An 18,424-nucleotide genomic window follows, 5' to 3' on the forward strand; every position below is an offset into this window, starting at 1 on the left:
ATACGATGGTCACATCCGACCACCCGGCGGCAGCGCGGGGCCGGGTCGCTTTCGTCATGCAGGACGGGATTGCCGTCCTGACGATCGACAATCCACCGGTAAACGCTGGATCGCTGGGCGTGCGCCTCGGTGTCGTTGCCGGCATCGCGGCGGCGCAAGAGGCGGGCGCCCGGGGCGCGGTCCTGATCGGCGCGGGCCGGACGTTCATCTCGGGCTCGGACCTGCGCGAATTCGGCCGTCCGCTGGAACAGCCGGAACTGCCGGACATGATCGCCTGTATCGAGGCGGCGCCCTTTCCCGTGGTCGCGGCCTTGCACGGCGTGGCGCTGGGCGGCGGGTTGGAACTGGCCCTGGGCTGTGACTGGCGGATCGCGGCGCCGGGCACCAAGGTCGGTTTGCCGGAGGTGTCGCTGGGCTTCATCCCGGGCGCGGGCGGGACGCAGCGCCTGCCGTGCCTTGTCGGCCAGTCCCGCGCCATCGACCTGATCTGTCGTGCCTCCCGCATCCCCGCCGAAGAGGCGCAGGAGATCGGGCTGATCGACGCCATCGCCGAGGGGGACCTGCTGCAAGCGGCATTTGCCATCCTGGCCGAGGGGCGCGGCAAGCGCCTTGCCAAGAACCTGACACCGCCAGAGGAAACGCCCGAGGCCATTGATGCCGTGGCGACCAAGATGCTGGCGCGCGGCGGCAAGAGGCCCAACGTGGCCGAGGCGATCCGGCTGGTCCGCGCCTCTGGTGGTGATGCCGATGCGACGCTTGCCGAGGAACGCGCGGTCTTTCATCGGCTGCGGTTGAGCGACGATGCCTTCGCCCTGCGCAATCTTTTCTTCGCCGAGCGCAAGGCGGCCTCTGTCGATGGTCTGGACATGGCGCAGGCCCGCGACGTGACCCGCGTCGGTGTGGTCGGCGGCGGGACGATGGGGCAGGGGATTGCCCGCGCCTTCCTCGCCGCCGACCTGCCGGTGGTCCTCGTCGAACGGGATCAGGAGGCGCTGTCCAGCGCGCTGGAGCGGACAAGGGCCGGGATCGACCGGCAGGTGGCCTCGGGGCGCCTGTCGCAGGAGGTGGCAGAGGGGCGCAAGGCGGCCCTCGCCGGCACGATGGACCACGCGGGCCTGGCGGGCTGCGACCTGGTGATCGAGGCGGTCTTTGAAGACATGGCCGTCAAGACGGCGCTGCTGGCGAGCCTGGAACAACATCTGCCAGACAATGCGATCCTGGCAACCAACACGTCCTACCTGGACATCGACGAGATGGCGCAGGGCCTGTCCCGTCCCGACCGCGTGATCGGCCTGCATTTCTTCAGCCCCGCCGACGTGATGAAACTGCTCGAGGTGGTCCGCGCCGAACTTACCTCGAAGGCCGTTCTGGCAACCGGGCTGAAGCTGGCCCGCAGGCTGGGCAAGCAGCCGGTGGTGGCCCGCGTGGGAGAGGGCTTTGTCGGCAACCGGATCTATGCCGCCTATCGCCGACGCGCCGAACTGCTGGTTCTGGATGGGGCCGCACCCGAGGCGGTGGATGCCGCCGCCAAGGCTTTCGGCTTTGCGATGGGGCCCTTTGCGGTCTCGGACATGTCGGGGCTGGATATCGCCTGGGCCATGCGCAAGCGGCAAGCCGCGACACGCGACCCGAAGGCGCGCTATGTCACCATCCCCGACCGCCTCTGCGAGGCCGGGCGGCTGGGCCGCAAGACGGGAAAGGGCTGGTACGATCATTCAGGCGGCAAACCAGTACCTGACCCGGAGGTCGCCGCCCTGATCGCGGCGGCGCGTGCCGACGCCGGGGTTTCCCCGCGCAGCTATGACGCAGAGACGATCCAGCGACAGTTGCTGGCGGCAATCGTGAACGAGGCGGCCTGCCTGCTGGACGAGGGGATCGCGCAGCGGGCGTCGGACATCGACGTGGTGCTGACCAATGGATATGGCTTTCCCCGCTGGCGTGGCGGGCCGCTGTATTGGGCGGCCCGGCAGGACCGCGCGGCGCTGGAGGCCGATCTGGCCGACCTCGCGCAGGCCGTGGGCCACGGTTTCCGCGCCGGGCCGGTTGCCCGGACACTCGACCAGATCGACATCCCGACGGAGGGCCAATGATGCAGCCTGTCTATATCTGCGATTACATCCGAACACCCATCGGCCGCTATGGCGGCAGCCTGTCCGGTATCCGCGCCGATGACCTTGGCGCCTTGCCGTTGAAGGCGCTTCAGGAGCGCCACCCGGCGCTGGACTGGGCAGAGGTGGTGGACGTGATCTATGGCTGCGCCAACCAGGCGGGCGAGGACAACCGTAGCGTTGCGCGCATGTCGCTCTTGCTGGCCGGTTTGCCAGAGACGGTGTCCGGCACCACGATCAACCGGCTCTGCGGCTCTGGCATGGATGCGGTGCTGGCGGCCTGGCGACGGCTGGCCGTGGGCGAGGGTGACCTGGCCATCGCCGGCGGGGTCGAAAGCATGAGCCGTGCGCCCTTTGTCATGCCCAAGGCAACCTCTGCCTTTTCCCGGGCCAACAGCGTCGAGGATACGACCATTGGCTGGCGCTTCATCAACCCGGTGATGCAGCGGCTCTACGGGACGGACTCGATGCCTGAAACGGCCGAGAACGTGGCCGCCGATTTCGGTATCTCGCGCGTCGACCAGGACGCCTTTGCCCTGCGCTCGCAGGAACGGGCGGCGGCGGCCATCGACTCGGGCGTGCTGGGCGAAGAGATCATCCCGGTGCAGGTGCCGCAGCGGCGGGGGGACCCGCTGGTCTTTGACACGGATGAGCATCCGCGCGCTTCGACCTTGGAAAAGCTGGGCAAACTGCCGGCCCCCTTCCGTGAAGGCGGGTCGGTCACGGCGGGCAATGCCTCTGGTGTCAACGATGGTGCGGCGGCGCTGATCCTGGCGACCGAGGCGGGGGTGAAACGCCACGGGCTGACGCCCTTGGCGCGGATCACGTGCGGGGCCACCGTCGGGGTCGCGCCACGCATCATGGGCATGGGGCCCGCACCCGCGACGGAAAAACTCTGTGCGCAGCAGGGGCTGACGCCCGCGGATTTTGACCTGGTGGAACTGAACGAGGCCTTCGCTTCGCAGGCGCTGGCGGTGTTGCGGCGGCTGGGCCTGCCGGATGACGCGGATCATGTGAACCCGCGCGGCGGGGCCATTGCCCTTGGTCATCCTCTGGGCATGTCTGGCGCCCGGATCACAGGCACCGCCGCCCGCGCGCTGGCGCGGGGCGAGGGGAAACGTGCGCTTGCCACCATGTGCATCGGCGTGGGACAGGGAATCGCCATCGGGTTGGAGGCCGCCTGAGATGATGAAACTGCATTGGTCGCCGCGCTCTCCTTTCGTGCGCAAGGTCATGATCGTGTTGGAGGAAACCGGCCTGACGGAACAGGTGGAGCAGGTGCGGTCCGTGGTGGCCATGCCGCTGCCGCCGAACGAGGCGGTCATGGCGGACAACCCCTTGGGCAAGATCCCCACCCTAGTCACCGAGGAGGGCAAGGCGCTGTTCGACAGCCGCGTGATCTGCGAATACCTCGACCTGCGGGCCGGGACCGGCCTGTTTCCTGCGGACCCAACGGCGCGGGTGGACCAGCTGACCTGGCAGGCGCTGGGCGACGGGCTGACCGATATCCTGCTGCTCTGGCGCACCGAACTGACCCGTGAAACCGGCCCTTGGGAAGCGGTAACAGAAGGATGGTTGGCCAAGGTGCGTGCGTCGATGGCCCGGCTGGAGTCCGAGGTTCCGGATCTGAGAGCATCGGGTTTCGGGATCGGCCATGTGGCGGTGATCTGTGCGCTGGGACAGCTGGATTTCCGCTGGCCCGATTGCGGCTGGCGCGATCATTTCCCGGCGCTGGCCGCTTGGGAGGCGGAGATGGCCGCGCGCGCCTCCGTCTCCGCGAACCCGGTGGTCAACGACCAGGGCGAGGGGGAAAACGAAATCACCCTGGGCCGCCTGGCATTCTGAACACGGCCCGGGCGCGGTCATGGTTCCCGCGCCCGGTGCTTGATCTAAAAACTAGTTTTATTGATTGAAGAAGCGTCCAGCTCCCTCTATCCTTGTGTGACAGTGGCAAAGAGGGCGCGATGGCCGGTATGAAGTCTGAAAATGCGACCGTGAAGGCGCTGCAAAAGAGCAACGTGTCGCGATACATCCAGCTTGCCAGCCTGTTCCGTCAGCGGATCGAAAGCGGCGAGTGGGAAGTGGGGGAAAAGATCCCCACGGTCAAGGAACTGGCCGATCAATGCGGCGTGGCGACGATGACGATCCGGCAATCGCTGGACATCCTCGAAAAGGAAGGCCTGATCGAGCGCTACCGTGCCAAGGGCACCTTTGTCGTCGAACAGCCCAAGCGCGACCTCTGGTGCGAGGTCAAGACCGACTGGACGGGCCTGCTGATCGCGCGCGACAACGCGGTGATCGAGATCCTGGGCGATGAACTTGGCGCGCAACTGCCCCGTCATGATGGTGATATCGGCAATGCCGCACCGGCCTACCGGCATCTCAAGCGCAGGCATAGTCGTGACGACCTGGCCTTTCTGCTGGCCGATGTCTACGTCGATGAACGCATCTGCGACCTGATCCCGGAAGAGAATTACACCAAGGTCACGGCCATGCGGCTGGTGGCGGATCTGCCCGGGCAGACGGTGGTGAACGCCAACCAGATCGTCACCATCGGCGCGGCAGACCTTGAAACCGCTTCGCAGCTGAACATCTCGATCGGTGATCCGATTGCCCGCGTGCAGCGGACGGTGGTCAACCAGAACGGAGACATCATCATGTTGGCCAACGGGATCTATCGTGGCGACATGATGAAGATAGAGGTCAAGCTGCGGTAGCGGGACTGGTCCGCGCGCCCCCGTCAGTTCAAAGAAGATGCGCCCCGAACCGGCAGTCCGGTTCGGGGCGCATCTGTTTCCAGCCGTCTCAGGCGATCACGGGTCCAGGCGGACGGCCCCGTGGCTGGCATTGGCCACCAGCGAGGCATAGGCCTTGAGCGCGCGGCTGACCTTGCGCTTGCGCGGCTTGGCGGGTTTCCAGGCGGCGTCGCCCCTGGCCTCCATCTCGGCGCGGCGCGCTGCCAGGTCTTCGTCGCTGAGCGCCACGTTGATCGTCCGGTTGGGGATGTCGATCTCGATCATGTCGCCTTCGACCAGCAGGCCGATGTTGCCGCCTTCGGCAGCCTCGGGCGAGACGTGACCGATCGAAAGACCGGAGGTGCCGCCGGAGAAACGGCCGTCGGTGATCAGGGCGCAGGCCTTGCCCAGCTTCATGGATTTCAGGTAGCTGGTCGGGTAGAGCATTTCCTGCATCCCCGGCCCGCCACGCGGCCCTTCATAGCGGATGATGACCACGTCACCGGCCTGGATTTCCTTGCCCAGAATCCGGTTCACCGCCTCGTCCTGGCTTTCGCAGACCTTGGCCGGCCCGCTGAATTTCAGGATGCTGTCGTCCACGCCCGCGGTTTTCACCACGCAGCCTTCCTGCGCGATGTTGCCGAACAGCACGGCCAGGCCGCCGTCCTGGCTGAAGGCGTGTTCCTTGGACCGGATGACGCCGTTTTCGCGGTCCGTGTCGAGGCTGCGATAGCGGCTGGCCTGGCTGAAGGCCTCTGTGGTGCGCACGCCACCCGGCGCCGCGCTGAACAGTTCGTGCACCTTGTTGTCCTTGGTGCGCGCAATGTCCCACTGGTCGATGGCTTCGCCGATCGTGGGCACATGTACGGTCGAGACGTCGCGGTTGATCAGCCCGGCATCGTCGAGCTGCCCGAGGATGCCGAAGATGCCGCCGGCGCGGTGCACGTCTTCCATGTGCACGTCGCCCACGGCGGGCGCGACCTTGCACAGGCAGGGCGTGATTCGGCTCAGCTTGTCCATGTCGTCCAGGGTGAAGTCCACTTCGGCCTCGCGGGCGATGGCCAGCAGGTGCAGCACCGTGTTCGTCGATCCGCCCATCGCGATGTCGAGCGTCATGGCGTTCTGGAATGCGGCATGGGTGGCGATGCCGCGCGGCGTGACCGATTGGTCGCCGCCCTCGTAGTGGCGCTTGGCCAGATCCACGATCCGGCGCCCGGCCTCCAGGAACAGGGCCTTGCGGTCGGCGTGGGTGGCCAGGGTCGAACCGTTGCCGGGCAGGGCAAGGCCCAGGGCCTCGGCCAGGCAGTTCATCGAGTTCGCGGTGAACATGCCGGAACAGGACCCGCAGGTCGGGCAGGCGTTGACCTCGAAGGCATTGACCTGTTCATCGCTCAGGTCGGGGTTCGCCGCCTGCACCATCGCGTCCACCAGGTCGACCGCGATGTCTTTGCCGTCGACATTGACCTTTCCGGCCTCCATCGGGCCGCCGGAGACGAAGATCGCGGGAATATCGACGCGCATCGCCGCCATCAGCATGCCGGGCGTGATCTTGTCACAGTTGGAAATGCAGATCATGGCATCCGCGCAATGCGCATTGACCATGTATTCCACGCTGTCCGCGATGATCTCGCGCGAGGGCAGCGAGTAGAGCATGCCGTCGTGGCCCATCGCGATGCCATCGTCCACGGCGATCGTGTTGAATTCCTTGGCGACACCGCCCGCCGCCTCGACCTCGCGGGCCACCATCTGGCCCAGATCCTTGAGGTGGACGTGGCCGGGCACGAACTGGGTAAAGGAGTTCACGATGGCGATGATCGGCTTGCCGAAGTCGCCATCCTTCATCCCGGTGGCGCGCCACAGGGCCCGGGCGCCGGCCATGTTGCGTCCAGAAGTCGATGTCTTTGAGCGATAGGGTATCATGCTGTCCTTCCCGCGCGATGAAACTTTGCCGGTTCTCTTATTCCGGAAATCCCGGGAAGGCCATCGCGCAACAACCGGCTTGGCCGCAAGCCCGAACAAAAGGGCTGGCGGCCATGTGTCTCGAACCTGCCGGGCAGTGACGCCCGGGGAACGTTCAGCTCTTGAAGACCGGCGCGCGCTTTTCGCGGAAGGCCGCCATCGCCTCGGCGGTATCCTCGGAGGTGGACAACGCCTTGGTCTGGCCCTGTTCGAACCGGTAGCCTTCGTAGATCGACACGCCTTCCGTGACCTGGAACGACTTCTTGGCCGCCCGCACCGCCGAGGGGCTTGCCTTGGCGATCTCGGTGGCAATGCCGCGCGCAGTCTCCAAAAGGTCCTCTGGCGCGACGCAGGCCGAGGCGACGTTCATCCGCAACAGCTCGGGGCCATATACGCGGCGCGCGGTGTAGATCATCATGCGGGCGTCGCTTTCGCCGAAGTGGCGCCGCACATGGGCCACCCCCCCGGCGAGGCCGACCATGACCTCGGTCATCTGCAGGAATCCCTTTTCGGACGTCACGATAATGTCGCAGCACAAGGCGGTCACGCAGCCCGCGCCGATGGCCGCGCCGTTGACGGCGGCGATGATCGGCTTGGGGCATTCCAGCAGGCAGTCAAAGCTGGCCCGCACGCGGCGATTGTGCGCGGTGTAATGACCGGGGTCCTGCGTCGGACGTTCTGACAGGTCGGCGCCCGCGGAAAAGGCCTTGCCCTCGCCGGTGATCACGATGGCGCGCACATCCGAACGGTCGCCAAGCGCATCGACCGCCTCGACCAGTTCTTCGCGAAAGCGGTTGTTCTGGGCATTTACCGGCGGGCGGGTGATGGTGATGGTGGCGATATGGTCGCTGACGTCCAGGGTCAGTGTCTCGTGGCTCATTTTCGTCAAGTCCTCGTGCCTGTCTGGTCCACCTGGGGGCGGATCATCTCGAATGTCTCTGTCACTGTGCAGTAGTCGCGGTATCCCAGCCGCGCGAGCGGGCGCAGCAGGTCTGTCGCGACCTTGCCGTCGCGCAGGATGCGGTCGGCGATGTGGATGCCGACGACCTCGCCAAAGACCACGCGGTTGTGGCAGGGCACGCCGGTGGAGGTGTCCAGCCCCACGATCTTGTCCAGACGGCATTCGATCGAGATCGGCGCCTCGGCGACGCGGGGGGCGTCGATGTTGGTGCAGGGGGCGGGGGTGACGCCCGCGATGGCGAATTCGTCGACCTCTGGCGGGTAGCTGCCAGAGGTGGCGTTCATCGCCTCTTTCAGGTCTTCGCCGGGGATGTTCACGCAGAATTCCCCGCTCGCCTCGATGTTGGCCAGCGTGTCCTTTGGCCCGTCCGAGGAAAACATCACGAATGGCGGCTTGGAGGCGACGGTGTTGAAGGCGCTGTAGGGGGCAAGGTTGCGCACCCCTTCCGCCGAAACGGTTGATATCCAGGCGATGGGACGGGGGGCAATCAAGGCCATCCAGGGGCCATGCGCCAACCCGTGCGCGTCGTGCCGGGGGTCGTGGAACATGACGCTCAGGCCCCCGCCGGCGCCGGAAGTTCGGCCAGAACGCCCGCCTCGCCCGGAAGAGTGGCGCTGACGCCCTCGGGCAGGGGAATGCGGTGGACGTTGAGCGTCATCGCCACCAGAGAATAGTAGCCGATGACGGCGGTCAGTTCGACCGCGCCGACTTCGCCCCAGCGGGCGACGATGGCGGTATAGGTGTCGGGTGCCACATCCCCGGTCTGCACGATCTGGCGGGCGAAATCGTAGATCTCGCGGGCTTCGGAATCGTCGCCGAAGCCGGGCGGCTGGCACAGGCGCACCGACTCGGCGATGGCCGGGTCAAGACCCGCACGGTCCGCGTCGCGGGCGTGGATCGCCCATTCCAGGCGGCTGTTCCAGCGCCGCGCGGTCACGAGGATCGCCAGTTCCGACAGGCGCGTCGGCAGCGAGGTTTCGAACCGCAGCACCTGGCCCATGCGTTGCCAGCGATCGGCCAGCACCGGGTTGTGCAGCGCGGCGCGCAAAGGCCCGACCAGCGTCCGGCGCGGGCCGGAAATGATCTGGTCATAGACCTCGCGCTGGGCGGCGGTCATGGTCTCTGGCTCGGGAAAGCTGATGCGTCCCTCGACCTTGGCGGTGTCCTGTCCGGTCTTCATGCCTGCGTCTCCCCCAGTCCGAGTGCCTGCAGCACCTCTTCGGTATGTTCCCCCAACAGCGGCGGTGCCTTGTCGAAACTCAGCGGCGCGTTGAGAAAGTTCATCGGGCTGACCACCTGCTTGACCGTGCCCGACAGCGGATGCGGAATGTCGCGCAGCATCTGGCGGTGCTTGACCTGCGGTTCCTCGAACACCCGGTCGATGGTGTTGATCGGGCCGGAGGGGACGCCCGCCGCGGCAAAGGCCTCGCACCACTCGGTGATGGTGCGGTCGGCCAGGGCCGCGATCAGCAGCGCCTCCAGCTCTTCGAGGTTCTCGACCCGGGCGGCATTGGTGGCGAATTTCGGGTCACCGGACAGGGCGGGTTGCCCGATGACCTCGCAGAACTTGACGAACTGGCCGTCGTTGCCCACCGCCAGGACGATGAAACCGTCCTTCACCGGATAGACGTTCTGCGGTTGGATATTGGGGTGGCGGTTGCCGCGCCGCACGGGCTTCTGACCCGAGACGAGGTAGTTCATCGCCTGGTTCGCAAGCATCGCGACGGAGACGTCCAGCATGGCGATGTCGATGTGATCACCCTTGCCGGTCTGATCGCGGTTGGCCAGCGCCGCAAGGGTGCCGATGGCGGTATACATGCCGGTCATGATGTCGATAATCGGCACACCGACCTTCTGCGGGCCGCCGCCGGGCTCTCCATCCGGGCCGCCGGTGACGCTCATCAGGCCGCCCATGCCCTGGATCATGAAGTCATAGGCGGCGTCGTTCGCCTGTGGCCCGGACAGGCCAAAGCCGGTGACGGAGGCGTAGATCAGGCGCGGGTTCACCTCCTTGAGGTCGTCATATCCCAGTCCCATGCGGCCCAGCGTGCCGGTCTTGAAATTCTCCAGCAGGATGTCGGACTCGCGCGCAAGGGCGCGGACGGCATCGCGCCCTTCCTCGGTTTTCAGGTCCAGCTCGACCGAACGTTTGCCGCGGTTGACCGACAGATAATAACCGGCCTCCTTGGTGGTGTTGCCGGCGCTGTCCTTGAGGAACGGCGGGCCCCAGCGGCGGGTATCGTCCCCGGCGCCCAGGCGTTCGACCTTGATGACGTCTGCACCCAGGTCGGCCAGGATCTGGCCGCACCAGGGGCCGGCCATGATGCGTGAGAGGTCGAGAACACGGATATGAGAAAGCGGGCCGGGCATCACGGAAGCTCCTGTTGGTCTTGGGCCACGGCGTCCAGGAACGGCGCAAGCGCGGCATTGAAGGCCTCGGGGCATTGGAAGTTGGGCACATGGCCCGCCCCGGGAATGGTGTCGAAACGTATGTCGGGCAGGGGGCCGAACTGGGCCCGGATCGCTTCGGGCATGGCGCCATCCCTTTCCCCGGCCAGGCCCAGCACGGGGCAGGTCAGCGCCGACAGCGCCGCCGACTGGTCGTAAGAGGCCAGGGCATGGGTCGCGGCGGCGAAGCCCTCGACCGGGGTGGCGGCGATCATGGCGCTCAGGCCCTGTGCAAGCGGGGCATCCGCAGCCACATCGGGCAGCCAGCGCGGCGCGGTCTCTGCGGCGAGGCGCGCCATGCCATCGGCACGCGCGGTCTCACGACGCTCGGTCCAGAAGGCCTCGCGCCCCGCTGCGCTGCGCGAGACGCCATCCACGATGACGAATGCGGCAACGCGGTCCGGCCGGGCCTTGGCGGCGGCCAGGCAGGTAGGCACGCCCATCGACAGGCCGACCAGGACGCAGCGGGTGATCCCGCAATGATCCAGCAGCGCAGTCAGGTCCGCGCCGTAGCCGTCAAAGCTCATCGGGCCGTCGGGCAGGCTGGAGGCGCCGTGGCCGCGCTGGTCGTAGCGCAGCACCTGGTAGCGGTCCGCGAGGGCGGTGGCCTGCGCGTCCCAGATCGACAGGTCGGTCATGACCGAGTTGGAAAAGACCACCCAGGGCGCCCCGTCAGGCCCGTCGATACAGGCGTTCAGCTGGCCGCCATCGGGCAGGGGGACAGTGAGGTTGCGGGTCATTCGATCCCTTTCTGGCTGGCCGGCGTGGCCGCCATCGCAGGTTTGTTGAGAAGTCCGATGCCCATGATCAGCGCCAGCGCCGACAGCCCGACGAGATCGGTGACGAGGTCGGGCACCAGCAGGCACAGACCGCCTGCCAGCAGCACCAGCGCCTCCCACCCACGGGCGCCTCGGCCGAGGACGTAGATGTAACGTTCGGAAGCGGCCGACAGCATCAGGATGGAGAGGATCGCGGTCGAGACCGACAGGGTGATTTCCAGCGGCTCGCCCTGAAGGATCAGGCTGGGGTTCAGAACGAAGAGGAAGGGCAGCACGAAGAGGATCGCCCCCAGCCGCATCGCCACGATGCCGGTCCGCATGGCGGGTGCCTTGGCGATCGAAGAGGCGGCAACGGCGGCCATCGCGACCGGCGGCGTGATGTAAGACAGCATCGCCCAATAGAGGATGAACAGGTGGCTGCCCATCTCGGACAGGCCGCCCTGTACCAGGGCAGGCGCCAGCACCACGGCGAGGAAGATGTAGCAGGCCGAAACCGTCATCCCCATGCCCAGGATGAAGCTGGTCAATGCGCCGAAGGCCAGTAGCAGGTAGACGTTGCCGCCCGCGTATTGCAGCAGCTCGCGGCTGAAGGCATTGCCGACCCCGGTGATCGCCAGCGCGCCGACGACCATGCCGACCCCGGCCAGTACGCCCACCAGCATCCCGATGGTGGCCCCGGTCTCGATCAGCAGGGTCAGGATCGGGGTCAGGACTCCGCTTTTGCGGGCGCGCACCAGGGCGGTGATCAGCAGCAGCACGGTGATGTAGAAGGGCGATTTCGCCTCGGCGTTGGTGGCGAGCAGAAGAAAGACCAGCAGGCCGAGGCTCAGCAGGAAGATCCAGCCCGACCGCAGCACGACCCAGATCTTGGGCAGCTGGTCACGCGGCAGGCCCTGCAGGCCGTTGCGCGCCGCGTAGCAATCCGTCTGGATCAGCAGGACAAGGTAGAACAGCAGCGCGGGCACCGTCGCAGCCACCATGATGTCGGCATAGGGCACGTTCATGAACGAGGCCATGACAAAGGCGACCGAGCCCATGACCGGCGGCATCAGTGCGCCACCTGTCGAGGCACAGCTTTCGACCGCGCCGGAATAGGCCGCCGGATAGCCACAGCGTTTCATCGTCGGGATGGTCATCGAACCGGTCGAGATGACGTTGGAAATCACGCTGCCCGAGAGCGAACCGAAAAAGCCCGAGGACAGGATGGCCACCTTGGCGGGGCCGCCGCGGGCATGGCCCATCAGGGCGCTGGCCAAGTCCATGAAGAAGGTGCCCCCGCCGGAGACGGTCAGTGCCACGCCGAAGACGATGAAGCCGATCAGAAGGTCCGCGATCACGCGGATCGGGATGCCGATGATGCTTTCGACCCCCAGGGAATGGCTGAGCACGGTTTCCGACAGCGACATCTGAACGCCCCAGAGGAAACCGGGCATGTGACCGGTATAGAGCGGGAAGGCCGCGAAGACCGCGCAGATCAGGAACAGCGGCAAGCCCGCGCAGCGGCGCACGGCCTCCAGCGACATCAGCACCAGCAGTCCGGCCAGCAGAACCACCGGCAGGGGCGCCTCGAATTCCCAGCCTCGGGTCAGGATGTCATTGGCGTGAAGGGCGAAATAGAAACAGGTTCCCAGCGCCGCCGCAGCCAGCAGCCAGTCGTACCAGCGGACGCGGTCGGCATCGGCGGTGCGGGCGGGGGAATTGAGGAAGGCCACCGGCATGAACAGGCCGACGATGATGTAATAGTAGGCCGTGCTGATCGGGCGGAACCCGAGGAACTGCAGGTTGAAGATCTGGTTGATGATGATCGCCAGGCCCGTCGTCGACAGGATGAGGACGGTGAACCAGGCCGGGCCGGTCAGCCTGCTGCCGGGTTGCGCCCAGGGCTTTGGCTGGTCCTGCGTCTGAGAAAGGGTGTCGGTCTGCATGGCGGTATCCGGAATGCGGGAGGGGAGAGCCGCCGGCACGCGGGCCGGGGCCGGGCGGCGGCGGGCCGGTCGGCCCGCGCCGTGACCGTGCCGTGCCGCCGGGAGTGAGGGCGGCAGGCGCGGTCGGTGGGTGGATCAGTCCAGCGCTTCGGCGCGGTAGGCTTGCCAGAAGTCGGGCCAGTCTGCGTCTGAGACACCGTCTGCCTCGGCCTTTTCCCGGGCGGCGGCCCAGGCCGTCTTGACGGCCTCGATCCGTGCGATGCGGGCCTCGTTCCAGGCGTCGTCCTCGGCATCCCAGACGCCGATCTCGCGCAGGTACTTGACCGCGCCCGGGTGGAAGGGGGCGCCCGCCGGAGAGGTGCCGGCATCGCCGACGTTCCAGCGGCCAATCACCTTGTTGGCGTCCTTGTAGAGATCAAAGCTCTCGTCCAGGGCCTTGACGAAGTTGTAGACCTCGTCATCGTCCGTTGCGGCATAGGTGGTCAGCTGCGGATAGCGGTAGCCCAGCAGTTCCGCCGGGTCCTCTTCCGAGATGCTGACGCCCACGGTCATCGAGACGGGCGAGAACACCGAGGACGAGGCGCGCACGCGCTCCCAGCCCGCAGCGTCCGATCCGGGCATGTCCAGCCAGCGCACGCCGCGACCGCCCTCTGCCTCGCGCAGGGCCGAAACGGTGGGAGTGACGGGAACGGCGTCGATCTCGCCCGAGATGAAGCCCTGGACCATCGCGCCGTAGCCGGGGTAGATCACTTCTTCGACGTCATCGACGGTCAGCCCGCCAAAGGCCAGCGCGGCCTTGGTGTTCATCAGGGTCGAGGGGCTGGCCTGCACGAAACCGACCTTGCGGCCCTTCAGGTCCTGGATCGACTGGATATCGGTGTCTTCGCCGGTGATCAGACCCACGGCGGCGGGACGGCCCAGCAGGACGCGCACGTCCTGCGGTCCCCAGTCGGGTGCGGCGAACTCGAAATCGGCCTCGGAGGCAAAGAAGATTTCATTGCCCATGAAGCCGAAGGCCGCCCGGCCACGAGCCAGCGGCAGCATCCGGCCGATGGCCGTGCCCGAGGGCGTCAGGCGCACGGTGGTGCCGTATTTCTTGTCCAGCGCATCGGCCATTGCCGAGGCTTCGGCATAACCGGTCGAGCCGAGGTCATAGGATGTCCAGACCATTGCGCGCGGCAAGGTCACGTCCTGGGCAAAGGCGGCCTGCGCGGCAAGGCCAAGGGCGGCGATGGCGGCCCCACGGATGAACTTGGAATACAGCAACGTTACTCCTCCTGTTGCTTGGTCGGTCCGAATCCGGGGGTCTCTTCCCCGTTTCAACTCTGGTCGAAACTAGACGTGATGTGTTAAAAGTCAAAACTATAGTTTATAGACCCTAGTCAGCTTGGAAGCTCCAGCACGGCCTTGGCCAGGACATTGCGCATGATCTCTGTCGAGCCGCCGAAAATCGTCGTCGGGCGGGCCGACAGGTATGTGGCCGCCGCGTGCAACTGGCGGTCGCCCTCGGGGGCTTGGCGCAGGCCCGCGTCCTCTTCGGCCACCTGCATCATCAGTTCGGAAATGCGCTGGTACAGTTCGCTCTGGAAGATCTTGAGCATGGCCACGTCGGCACCGATCTCGCGCCCATCGCGCAGCCGGTCGACATAGGTCTCGAAGAGGTCGCTGAGATCCAGCACGTCGCATTGCAGCGCGACGTAGCGATCCCGAAAGACGGGGTCGTCCCAGGCCCCGGCACGTTGGGCGATGCGTTTCAGACGCGACAGGGCAGCGGCAGACAGGCGCGGCGCCCCGATAAAGACCCGTTCATGGCCCAGCAGTGCCTTGGCCACCGACCAGCCGTCATTGATACGGCCCACGATGTGATCTGCGGGCACGCGCACGTCATCGAAAAAGACTTCGCAGAACTCGGCCTCGAGCTCCAGGTTCTCGATGTTGCGGATGGTCACGCCCCTGGCGTCCATCGGCACCAGCAGGAAGCTGATGCCCGCCTGTTTCTTCACGGTCTTGTCGGTGCGGGCGAGGATGAAGATCCAGTTGGCATCCATCCCCAGCGTGCACCAGGTCTTTTGCCCGTTGATGACCCATTCCTCGCCGTCCAGCACCGCCTCGCAGCGCACCGCTGCCAGGTCGGACCCGGCGCCCGGTTCGGAATAACCCTGTGCCCAGACGTCCTCACCGGACAGAATCCGGGGCAGGAAATGTGCCTTCTGCGCCTCTGTCCCGTGCTTCAACAGCAAGGGACCCAGCATGACCGGGCCGATGTCGTTCACGCGTGCGGCGCCATAACGTTCGAATTCCTCGATCAGGATCAGGTGCTTGCCCGCGTTCAGGCCCATGCCGCCATGTTCGCGCGGCCAGGTGGGGCAGATCCAGCCGTTTTCCGACAGGACCATGTACCAGGGCTTCACCTCGTCCCAATGCAGGCGGCTGAGCGAATAGCGCGGGATGTCCGGATAGTTGGTTTCGACAAAGGTGCGCGCGGTCCGGCGAAACTCGGCGTCGCTCATGGCGTTGTAATCGGGCAGGGCGGTCATGCGGCCTCCTCCTGGACGAGACGAGTGGCAAGCAGGCGGCGCTGTTGGCGCGGGCTGCCGAAGAGATTGGCCTCTGTCATGGCCTTGCGGACGAACAGGCCGATGTCGGCCTCGTCGGTGATGCCCATCGCACCATGCATCTGCACCGCCTCGCGAGCGACCAGCATGGCCAGCTCTGCCGCGCGCAGCTTGCAACGGGCGGTGCCGGCGGCGCGGGTGGCGGCGTCCGCCCCGGTGTCGAACCGCCGCGCGGTGGCGGCAATCGCGGCGCGGGTCAGTTCCAGCTGGATTTTCATTTCGGTTGCCCGGTGCTGAAGCGACTGGAAGCTGCCGATGGGGCGGTCGAACTGTTTGCGGACGCGCAGGTAGTCCAGCGTGATCTCCAGCGCGCGGTCCGCGAGGCCCAGCAGGTAGGCGGAATGGGCCAGAGTCGCGTCCTGCAATACGGCTTCGACCCGGGCGCAGGGCAAGTAGTCCGCCGCGACGCCTGTCATGTGCAGGCGGTCCATCGTGCCGCCGTCCAGCGTCTCTGCTGTCTCGATGGTCAGGCCCTCGGCGGAGCGGGGCACAACGGCAAGGCCCGCGTCAGTGACGATGGCAAAGAGATCGGTCCCGACAGCGCCGCGCAGGTTGACCTTGGTGCCGATCAGGAGGTCGCCCTTGGCACCGCCCTGCCAGTCCAGCGCGCCGGTGACGTCCTGCCAGGCAGTCAGGATCACCGCCTCGCCGGTCATGACGGTTTCGGGCAGTGCCTCCTGCAAGAGCGCGCCGGCCATCATCGTGGACAGCACCGGTTCGGGCACCAGCCCACGGCCCAGCACCTCCATCAGGGCGCAGGTCTCACGCAGGCCCAGGCCCAGGCCCAGGCCGCCGGCCTCTTCACCGATCCACATCAGAGGCCAGCCCAGTTTGGCAGCCTGCTGCATCACAGCGCGGTCAAAACCGGCCCCGTCGAACCGCGCCTTGCGGACCCGGTCGAGCGCGCCATCCGCGGGCACCACGGCGCGCGCGCTTTCGACGATCATGCGCGCGTTTTCCTGCCAGTCCTCGTTCATGCTTCCGTCCATGCCGGTCTCCTTCATTTCACGATGCCTGCAGCCCGCAGGCCCGCGATCTGATCCGCGTCCAGCCCCAGCCCTGTCAGAACCGCGTCGGTATGTTCGGCAAAGCGCGGCGGCGGCATGTCGGTGCCCGCGTCCAGCCCCGAAAATTTCACCGGGTTGGACACATAGCGGACGAGGCCCGCGCTGCCGTGCTGCATTTCCTGCAGAAGGCCGCGCTCTTGCACCTGTTCCATGCGAAAGACGTCGTCGAAACTGTTGAGCGGCCCAGCGGGAATGCCGATGGCCTCAAGCTCGGCATAGCAGGCGTCGGCCTGTTTCGTGGCCAGCTTGGCGGCGATCTGGGGAATCAGCGTGTCGGCGTTCTGCACCCGGGCAAGGTTGGAGGCATAGCGGTCGTCCTGCGCCAGCTCGGGCAGGCCCAGGTAGTCGGCGAACCGGGAAAACTGTGCGTCGTTGCCGATGGCGATCATGATCGGGCGGTCGGCACAGTCGAAAGCCTGCCAGGGGCAGGTGATCTGCGAGGCAGTGCCGTTGCGCCGGGGCAGGCGGCCCGAGGACAGGTAGTTCATCGCCATATGCGAAGCGGCGTGGATCTGCGTGTCCAGCAGGGCGATGTCGATGAACTGTCCCTCGCCGGACACCGCGTCGCGGTGATTCAGCGCCGCCAGAATGGCGGAGACCGCGTATTGCCCGGCGGTGATGTCCGAGATCGAGTAGCCCACCAGCGCGGGACCCGCGCCCGGCTGTCCATCGGAGATGCCGGTCATGCTGAGCAGCCCGCTCATCGCCTGAAAGATCGGATCGTAGCCGGGCAGGTGCTTCATCGGGCCGGTCTGGCCGAAGCCGGTGATCGAACAATAGACCAGCCGGGGGTTCAGCTTGGCCACTTCCTGGTAGTCCAGCCCGAATCGCGCCAGCGTGCCGGTCTTGAAATTCTCGATCAGCACGTCTGCCTCGGTGACCAGGCGGCGCGCGATGTCCTGCCCCTCGGGTTTCGACAGGTCCAGCGCGAGCGAGCGTTTGCCCCGGTTCATCGCCAGGAAAGACGAGGTCTCTCCGGTGGGTTCGCCATCGGCCCCAAGGTGCGGCACGCCCATGCGGCGTACGTCATCGCCGCCTTTCACATGTTCGACCTTCACGACATCTGCGCCGAAATCGGCCAGCATCTGCGCGGTCCACGGTCCCGCGAAGACCCGACTGAAATCCAGCACCTTCAGGTGATTCAAAGCCCCGGGCATCCTGTCCCTCCAAAACACGTCAAGTTGCACCGTATCTTCAAGAGAACCGCCCGCTTGTGCAAGTTAAAAATTATATTTATGATTTAATGATTCATTGGTGGACCGGCAGGTCTGCCAGCCGGTAGGAAAGAGATGCTGATCCTGCAGACCCCTATGGATTTCACCGATCATCAGGGCGCCAGCCCGGGCGCAACGGACTGGGTGGACATCACGCAGGACAAGATCGACGCTTTCGCCGAGCTGACCGGCGACGACCATTGGATTCACGTCGACACCGAACGCGCCGCCTCCGAGCAGCCGGACGGGCGCACCATCGCGCACGGGCTGTTCCTGCTGGCGTTGGCGCCGCGACTGCAACGGCAGTTGTTCCGCATCGAACGGCGCGGCGCCGGGCTGAACTATGGTTATGAAAAGGTGCGCTTTACCGCGCCGGTGCCCTGTGGCGCCTTCGTCCGGCTGCGACAGGAGGTGATTGCGGCGGAACCGCGAGACGGTGGCGTCCGTGTCGAACTGAAGTCCACCTTCGAGATACAGGGCCAGGACCGGCCCGCGCTGGTCGCGCATGGTATCCTGCTGATCGCCGGGGCGGGGTGAACGCGGCGTTTCGGCCAACATATTGCGCGATTAGAGGTATACAGCCGGCCCGCAAGGGTATAATGGGCTAGGCTTG

General features: G+C 66.3%; 16 protein-coding genes. 5 read left to right on the forward strand and 11 right to left on the reverse strand.

Annotation, left to right across the window (positions count from 1 at the left end):
• The first annotated feature begins 5 nt into the window (after window positions 1-5).
• The 4 genes from G9Q80_RS02240 (at window position 6) to G9Q80_RS02255 (ending at window position 4,825) form a co-directional block, all read left to right on the forward strand.
• On the forward strand, window positions 6-2,090 hold the full coding sequence (locus G9Q80_RS02240; protein ID WP_168246322.1) for a 3-hydroxyacyl-CoA dehydrogenase NAD-binding domain-containing protein: 2,085 nt from the start codon (window positions 6-8) through the stop codon (window positions 2,088-2,090).
• Window positions 2,090-3,292, forward strand: coding sequence for a 3-oxoadipyl-CoA thiolase (pcaF, locus tag G9Q80_RS02245; protein ID WP_088716479.1), 1,203 nt, complete (start codon window positions 2,090-2,092; stop codon window positions 3,290-3,292). The genes G9Q80_RS02240 and pcaF overlap by 1 nt, the downstream gene beginning before the upstream one ends.
• Window position 3,293: 1 nt before the next feature.
• On the forward strand, window positions 3,294-3,953 hold the full coding sequence (locus tag G9Q80_RS02250) for a glutathione S-transferase family protein (protein WP_232788295.1): 660 nt from the start codon (window positions 3,294-3,296) through the stop codon (window positions 3,951-3,953).
• Between the two features lie 128 nt (window positions 3,954-4,081).
• Window positions 4,082-4,825, forward strand: coding sequence for a GntR family transcriptional regulator (locus G9Q80_RS02255; RefSeq protein WP_229754926.1), 744 nt, complete (start codon window positions 4,082-4,084; stop codon window positions 4,823-4,825).
• 96 nt (window positions 4,826-4,921) lie between these two features.
• Here G9Q80_RS02255 and ilvD read toward each other — a convergent pair whose 3' ends face one another.
• The 11 genes from ilvD to G9Q80_RS02310 form a co-directional block, all read right to left on the reverse strand.
• On the reverse strand, window positions 4,922-6,763 hold the full coding sequence (gene ilvD, locus G9Q80_RS02260) for a dihydroxy-acid dehydratase (RefSeq protein WP_069208619.1): 1,842 nt from the start codon (window positions 6,761-6,763) through the stop codon (window positions 4,922-4,924).
• A 154-nt stretch (window positions 6,764-6,917) separates the two neighbouring features.
• Window positions 6,918-7,682: an enoyl-CoA hydratase/isomerase family protein gene (locus G9Q80_RS02265; RefSeq protein ID WP_088716441.1), complete on the reverse strand. Its 765-nt coding sequence runs from the start codon at window positions 7,680-7,682 to the stop codon at window positions 6,918-6,920.
• A 5-nt stretch (window positions 7,683-7,687) separates the two neighbouring features.
• Window positions 7,688-8,311 (reverse strand): flavin reductase family protein, encoded by a 624-nt coding sequence (locus G9Q80_RS02270; RefSeq protein ID WP_069208621.1) that lies wholly within the window; start codon window positions 8,309-8,311, stop codon window positions 7,688-7,690.
• 5 nt (window positions 8,312-8,316) lie between these two features.
• On the reverse strand, window positions 8,317-8,943 hold the full coding sequence (locus tag G9Q80_RS02275) for a carboxymuconolactone decarboxylase family protein (RefSeq protein ID WP_088716440.1): 627 nt from the start codon (window positions 8,941-8,943) through the stop codon (window positions 8,317-8,319).
• Window positions 8,940-10,133: a CaiB/BaiF CoA transferase family protein gene (locus G9Q80_RS02280; RefSeq protein ID WP_088716439.1), complete on the reverse strand. Its 1,194-nt coding sequence runs from the start codon at window positions 10,131-10,133 to the stop codon at window positions 8,940-8,942. The genes G9Q80_RS02275 and G9Q80_RS02280 overlap by 4 nt, the downstream gene beginning before the upstream one ends.
• The gene (locus tag G9Q80_RS02285; RefSeq protein WP_088716438.1) at window positions 10,133-10,951 is read right to left on the reverse strand and encodes an alpha/beta fold hydrolase; all 819 of its coding nucleotides are present in this window, start codon (window positions 10,949-10,951) and stop codon (window positions 10,133-10,135) included. Before G9Q80_RS02285 ends, G9Q80_RS02280 begins: the two co-directional genes overlap by 1 nt.
• Window positions 10,948-12,915, reverse strand: coding sequence for a TRAP transporter permease (locus G9Q80_RS02290; RefSeq protein WP_168246323.1), 1,968 nt, complete (start codon window positions 12,913-12,915; stop codon window positions 10,948-10,950). The genes G9Q80_RS02285 and G9Q80_RS02290 overlap by 4 nt, the downstream gene beginning before the upstream one ends.
• A gap of 135 nt (window positions 12,916-13,050) precedes the next feature.
• The gene (locus G9Q80_RS02295; protein ID WP_088716437.1) at window positions 13,051-14,181 is read right to left on the reverse strand and encodes a TAXI family TRAP transporter solute-binding subunit; all 1,131 of its coding nucleotides are present in this window, start codon (window positions 14,179-14,181) and stop codon (window positions 13,051-13,053) included.
• Window positions 14,182-14,297: 116 nt separating this feature from the next.
• Window positions 14,298-15,452 (reverse strand): acyl-CoA dehydrogenase family protein, encoded by a 1,155-nt coding sequence (locus tag G9Q80_RS02300; protein ID WP_088716436.1) that lies wholly within the window; start codon window positions 15,450-15,452, stop codon window positions 14,298-14,300.
• Complete coding sequence (locus G9Q80_RS02305) at window positions 15,449-16,519, reverse strand: acyl-CoA dehydrogenase family protein (RefSeq protein WP_088716476.1); 1,071 nt, start codon at window positions 16,517-16,519, stop codon at window positions 15,449-15,451. The genes G9Q80_RS02300 and G9Q80_RS02305 overlap by 4 nt, the downstream gene beginning before the upstream one ends.
• Before the next feature lie 11 nt (window positions 16,520-16,530).
• Entirely contained in the window at window positions 16,531-17,754 is a 1,224-nt protein-coding gene (locus G9Q80_RS02310) for a CaiB/BaiF CoA transferase family protein (RefSeq protein ID WP_088716435.1), read from the reverse strand.
• 132 nt (window positions 17,755-17,886) lie between these two features.
• On the opposite strand from G9Q80_RS02310, the gene G9Q80_RS02315 reads away from it, so the two are divergent.
• On the forward strand, window positions 17,887-18,348 hold the full coding sequence (locus G9Q80_RS02315) for a MaoC family dehydratase (protein ID WP_088716434.1): 462 nt from the start codon (window positions 17,887-17,889) through the stop codon (window positions 18,346-18,348).
• Window positions 18,349-18,424: the final 76 nt, after the last annotated feature.

It is taken from the genome of Mameliella sp. LZ-28, assembly GCF_012274245.1.
Classification (GTDB): Bacteria; Pseudomonadota; Alphaproteobacteria; order Rhodobacterales; family Rhodobacteraceae; genus Antarctobacter; species Antarctobacter albus.

What these genes read in the sequence shown, in the direction of transcription:
- G9Q80_RS02240 (WP_168246322.1), top strand. Translation starts at nt 6, where the DNA reads ATGGTCACATCCGACCACCCGGCGGCAGCGCGGGGCCGGGTCGCTTTC.
- pcaF (WP_088716479.1), top strand. Translation starts at nt 2,090, where the DNA reads ATGCAGCCTGTCTATATCTGCGATTACATCCGAACACCCATCGGCCGC.
- G9Q80_RS02250 (WP_232788295.1), top strand. Translation starts at nt 3,294, where the DNA reads ATGATGAAACTGCATTGGTCGCCGCGCTCTCCTTTCGTGCGCAAGGTC.
- G9Q80_RS02255 (WP_229754926.1), top strand. Translation starts at nt 4,082, where the DNA reads ATGAAGTCTGAAAATGCGACCGTGAAGGCGCTGCAAAAGAGCAACGTG.
- ilvD (WP_069208619.1), bottom strand. Translation starts at nt 6,763, where the DNA reads ATGATACCCTATCGCTCAAAGACATCGACTTCTGGACGCAACATGGCC.
- G9Q80_RS02265 (WP_088716441.1), bottom strand. Translation starts at nt 7,682, where the DNA reads ATGAGCCACGAGACACTGACCCTGGACGTCAGCGACCATATCGCCACC.
- G9Q80_RS02270 (WP_069208621.1), bottom strand. Translation starts at nt 8,311, where the DNA reads ATGTTCCACGACCCCCGGCACGACGCGCACGGGTTGGCGCATGGCCCC.
- G9Q80_RS02275 (WP_088716440.1), bottom strand. Translation starts at nt 8,943, where the DNA reads ATGAAGACCGGACAGGACACCGCCAAGGTCGAGGGACGCATCAGCTTT.
- G9Q80_RS02280 (WP_088716439.1), bottom strand. Translation starts at nt 10,133, where the DNA reads ATGCCCGGCCCGCTTTCTCATATCCGTGTTCTCGACCTCTCACGCATC.
- G9Q80_RS02285 (WP_088716438.1), bottom strand. Translation starts at nt 10,951, where the DNA reads ATGACCCGCAACCTCACTGTCCCCCTGCCCGATGGCGGCCAGCTGAAC.
- G9Q80_RS02290 (WP_168246323.1), bottom strand. Translation starts at nt 12,915, where the DNA reads ATGCAGACCGACACCCTTTCTCAGACGCAGGACCAGCCAAAGCCCTGG.
- G9Q80_RS02300 (WP_088716436.1), bottom strand. Translation starts at nt 15,452, where the DNA reads ATGACCGCCCTGCCCGATTACAACGCCATGAGCGACGCCGAGTTTCGC.
- G9Q80_RS02305 (WP_088716476.1), bottom strand. Translation starts at nt 16,519, where the DNA reads ATGGACGGAAGCATGAACGAGGACTGGCAGGAAAACGCGCGCATGATC.
- G9Q80_RS02310 (WP_088716435.1), bottom strand. Translation starts at nt 17,754, where the DNA reads ATGCCCGGGGCTTTGAATCACCTGAAGGTGCTGGATTTCAGTCGGGTC.
- G9Q80_RS02315 (WP_088716434.1), top strand. Translation starts at nt 17,887, where the DNA reads ATGCTGATCCTGCAGACCCCTATGGATTTCACCGATCATCAGGGCGCC.